Consider the following 3409-nt stretch of genomic DNA (forward strand, 5'->3'; position numbering starts at 1 on the left):
GCCCCCGGTGACGCCTCCGCCGCCGCCGGTGACCCCGCCGCCGCCGGGAACGCCGCCGCAGAAGCACCACCACCATCACCACCACCGCCACCACGAGGAGATCGGGCAGCTGCCGCACACCGGCACCGACGTCCTCGACTACGCGGGCATCGCCGCCGGAGCCCTGGTGCTGGGCGCCGGAGCGGTCATGGCCGCCCGTCGCAAGTCCGGCTCGGCGAACTAGTCCGGTAACTGGTGCGCTGACTGGTCAGCCGACCAGTCAGCCGCGTCGCGCCACACGCAGCGGGGCCCCTGGGATTCCAGGGGCCCCGCTGCTTTCGTCTCGTGGATCGTCACGCGGCGACTGTCACGCCGCGATGGCTGTCAGGGCCGGCAGGCTGTCAGGCCGACAATGGCTCGGCGATGGCTCGGCAACGCCTCGGCAAGGGCTGTCAGGCGGCAATCGCGACGCGATCAGACCTTGCCGGACAGCACCGTGTCCAGATACCCGTCCAGATCGCCGTCCGCCCCCGCCCGCAGCATGGTCCGGGTCCAGGCCCGCCGCTCGTGGTCGATCACCGCGAGCTCCCACACGCAGCCGGCCTGCCGGGCCGGGCAGCGGGCGATGTCCGCGGGATCGGAGAACCGGGCCGAGTACGCGGCCGTCGACAGCAGGCAGCCGTACGACCACCAGCCGACGACGTACGAGTAAGCGTTCGTCGACCGGTGCGCGATCACGAATCCGACCCCGTAGCGCCCGCCGCCGATCCCGGGCCGGGGTAAGGCCTCCGTCGCGGCCTTGCGGGCCCCTTCGCGGGCGGCCGGTTCGAGCTCGCCGTCAGTCGCGCCAAGCCCGTGGAGCTTCACCCGCCAGTCGTCGATCTGGAGCCGGCCCAGCGGCCGCACCCGCCTGGGGGTGTAAGAAACCGCCTCTGGCGCCTCTGTCATGACGCAGGATGCTGGCACACCTGGGCAGCCGACTCAATGCCCTGCCGCGGGTTTCACCCGGTGCGGGCGGGCGGTCTCACCCCATCAGGGCTTCGACCAGCCACTCCACCAACGCGCCGAGCCAGTGGTACATCACCACTATCTCGTAGCGGTCGTCCTGCTCCTGGATGCGGTCGAAGGGGTTGTCGTCGTCGTCCTCGATTTCCAGCCAGACCGCCAGGACCAGCCGGATGTCGTTGACCGCGCCGAGCCAGGCCCGGGCCTGGTCGCCGTCCAGCGCGAGCTTTTCGCCGGGCTGGTAGTCCCGGAGCGTGTCCAGGACCTGGCGGGCCAGCTCCCGCTTGCCCTCACGCAGGTCCGGCTCGGTGAGCCGACGGAACTCGCTGGCCTCGTCGGCGTCACCGTAGGCGTCCGGGAACAGCCGGGCCAGGGCCGGGTTGTCCGGCTTCTTCACCGGGCCGTCGGCGATGCCCAGGGCGGCGGCCAGCGAGTCCGGCTCATCGCCCAGCGGGTCCTCCTCGTCCAGCAGCGCGAGCTGGCCGTTCAGCAGGAAGCGCAGGACGTCGGCCTGGCCGTCGGTGAACGCGCCGACGATCTCCCCGGAGCGGCGGTGGCGCTTGAAGGGCTGGAGCACGTAGGGGTCCCCGATCTGGTTCTTCAGTGGCTCGACGCCATACAGGCGTCAGGCGTCATAGGGCGGTCGGCGTCGGTCGGCCGGCGGGTCGGCGTCGGTCAACCGTCCTGGCGCTGCACGGTAGCCCACAAGCCGTAGCCGTGCATCGCGGCCACGTCCTTCTCCATCTGCTCGCGGCCGCCGGTGGACACCATCGCCTTGCCGAGGTTGTGCACCTCCCGCATCAACCGCTCGGCCTTGCCCTTGCTGTAGCCGAAGTAAGTCGTGAACACATAGGTGACATAACTCATCAAGTTCACGGGGTCGTTCCAGACCACGGTGACCCACACCGGGTCCTGTACCGGGGCCGCGCGGGTCTCCTGCGCGGCCTCCGGATCGACCTCCACCGGCGCGACACTCATCGCACCAGACTACTCTGATTGATCGTGAACAGCACCGCGCTCCTCACGGACCACTATGAGCTCACCATGCTGGAGGGTGCCCTGCGCAGCGGGGCCGCCCACCGGCGCTCGGTGTTCGAGGTCTTCGCCCGCCGCCTGCCCGACGGCCGCCGCTACGGCGTGACCGCCGGCACCGGACGCCTCCTGGACGCCCTGGAGGAATTCCGCTTCAACGCCGCCATCTGCGACTTCCTGCACGAGTCGGGGATCGTGGACGAGGTCACCCGGGACTGGCTCGCCGGCTACCGCTTCACCGGCGACGTCCACGGCTACGCCGAGGGCGAGTGCTACTTCCCCGGATCCCCGCTGCTGATCGTCGAGTCCACCTTCGCCGAGGCGGTGCTCCTGGAGACGCTGGTGCTGTCGGTGCTGAACCACGACAGCGCGATCGCCTCGGCGGCCTCCCGGATGACGTCGGCGGCGATGGGCCGGCCGTGCCTGGAGATGGGGTCGCGGCGCACACATGAGCAGGCCGCCGTGGCCGCCGCGCGCGCGTCGTATCTGGCGGGCTTCGCGGCGTCCTCGAACCTGGAGGCCCGGCGCCGTTACGGCGTCCCGACTACCGGCACGTCCGCACACGCCTTCGTGCTGCTGCACGACAGCGAGCGCGACGCGTTCAGCGTCCAGGTGCAGACCCTGGGCCGGGACACGACGCTGCTGGTCGACACCTACGACGTCGCCGAGGCCGTGAAGGTCGCGGTCGACGTCGCCGGCCCCGACCTCGGCGCGGTCCGGCTGGACTCCGGCGACCTGCTGTGGATGGCGCACCGGGTGCGCAAGCAGCTGGACGAGCTGGGCGCCAAGCACACCAAGATCGTGGTCACCTCCGACCTGGACGAGTTCCAGATCGCGGCGCTGGCCGCGGCGCCGGTGGACTCCTACGGCGTCGGCACGTCCCTGGTCACCGGCTCCGGCGCGCCGACCGCCGGGCTGGTCTACAAGCTGGTGGCGCGCGGCGCGAGCGTCGAGCCGGGCGCGACGATGGTCCCGGTGGCGAAGAAGTCCTCTGAGAAGGCCACCCGCGGCGGCCGCAAGTACGCCTGGCGCCGCATCGGCTCCGACGGCGTGGCACAGGAGGAGGTGATCGGCACCGGCTCCGCGCCCGAGGCGCTGAAGGCCGAGGGCCGCGACCTGCTGATGCAGTACGTCGCCAAGGGCGAGGTGATCGCCCGCCCGACGCTGGCCGAGATCCGCGAACGGCACGAGGCCTCGCGCGCCGAGCTGCCGCCGTGGTCCACGCAGCTGTCGCGGGGCGAGCCGGCGATTCCGACGGTGTATCCGAGCTAGTGCGGTGGCCGGATTGGTTCACCGGGTTGGTGGTGTGGTCACCTGTTGGACGAGAGTCGGGTGCGGAGGTCGCCGGTCGTGTACGGGGTTTAAAGGCGTTGTTGAGAAATCGGCAGATTTC

5 protein-coding genes are annotated in these 3409 nt (G+C 70.9%); 2 read left to right on the top strand and 3 right to left on the bottom strand.

The window, feature by feature from the left end:
• The coding region (locus IZR01_RS52820) for an LPXTG cell wall anchor domain-containing protein (protein ID WP_194927835.1) at positions 1 to 223 on the top strand (223 nt) is incomplete at its 5' end.
• 230 nt (positions 224 to 453) lie between these two features.
• Here the strand turns inward: IZR01_RS52820 and IZR01_RS48695 are convergent.
• The 3 genes from IZR01_RS48695 to clpS form a co-directional block, all read right to left on the bottom strand.
• On the bottom strand, positions 454 to 927 hold the full coding sequence (locus IZR01_RS48695; RefSeq protein WP_194900122.1) for a hypothetical protein: 474 nt from the start codon (positions 925 to 927) through the stop codon (positions 454 to 456).
• Positions 928 to 1003: 76 nt separating this feature from the next.
• Positions 1004 to 1561, bottom strand: coding sequence for a DUF2017 domain-containing protein (locus IZR01_RS48700; RefSeq protein ID WP_194927836.1), 558 nt, complete (start codon positions 1559 to 1561; stop codon positions 1004 to 1006).
• Between the two features lie 98 nt (positions 1562 to 1659).
• The gene (gene clpS, locus IZR01_RS48705; RefSeq protein WP_194898437.1) at positions 1660 to 1962 is read right to left on the bottom strand and encodes an ATP-dependent Clp protease adapter ClpS; all 303 of its coding nucleotides are present in this window, start codon (positions 1960 to 1962) and stop codon (positions 1660 to 1662) included.
• A gap of 24 nt (positions 1963 to 1986) precedes the next feature.
• Here clpS and IZR01_RS48710 point away from each other — a divergent pair, with 24 nt between their 5' ends.
• Positions 1987 to 3288, top strand: coding sequence for a nicotinate phosphoribosyltransferase (locus IZR01_RS48710; protein WP_323747323.1), 1302 nt, complete (start codon positions 1987 to 1989; stop codon positions 3286 to 3288).
• The last annotated feature ends 121 nt before the right edge of the window (positions 3289 to 3409 follow it).

It is taken from the genome of Catenulispora pinisilvae, assembly GCF_015356865.1.
Taxonomy (GTDB): domain Bacteria; phylum Actinomycetota; class Actinomycetes; order Streptomycetales; family Catenulisporaceae; genus Catenulispora; species Catenulispora pinisilvae.

What these genes read in the sequence shown, in the direction of transcription:
- IZR01_RS48695 (WP_194900122.1), bottom strand. Translation starts at nt 927, where the DNA reads ATGACAGAGGCGCCAGAGGCGGTTTCTTACACCCCCAGGCGGGTGCGG.
- clpS (WP_194898437.1), bottom strand. Translation starts at nt 1,962, where the DNA reads ATGAGTGTCGCGCCGGTGGAGGTCGATCCGGAGGCCGCGCAGGAGACC.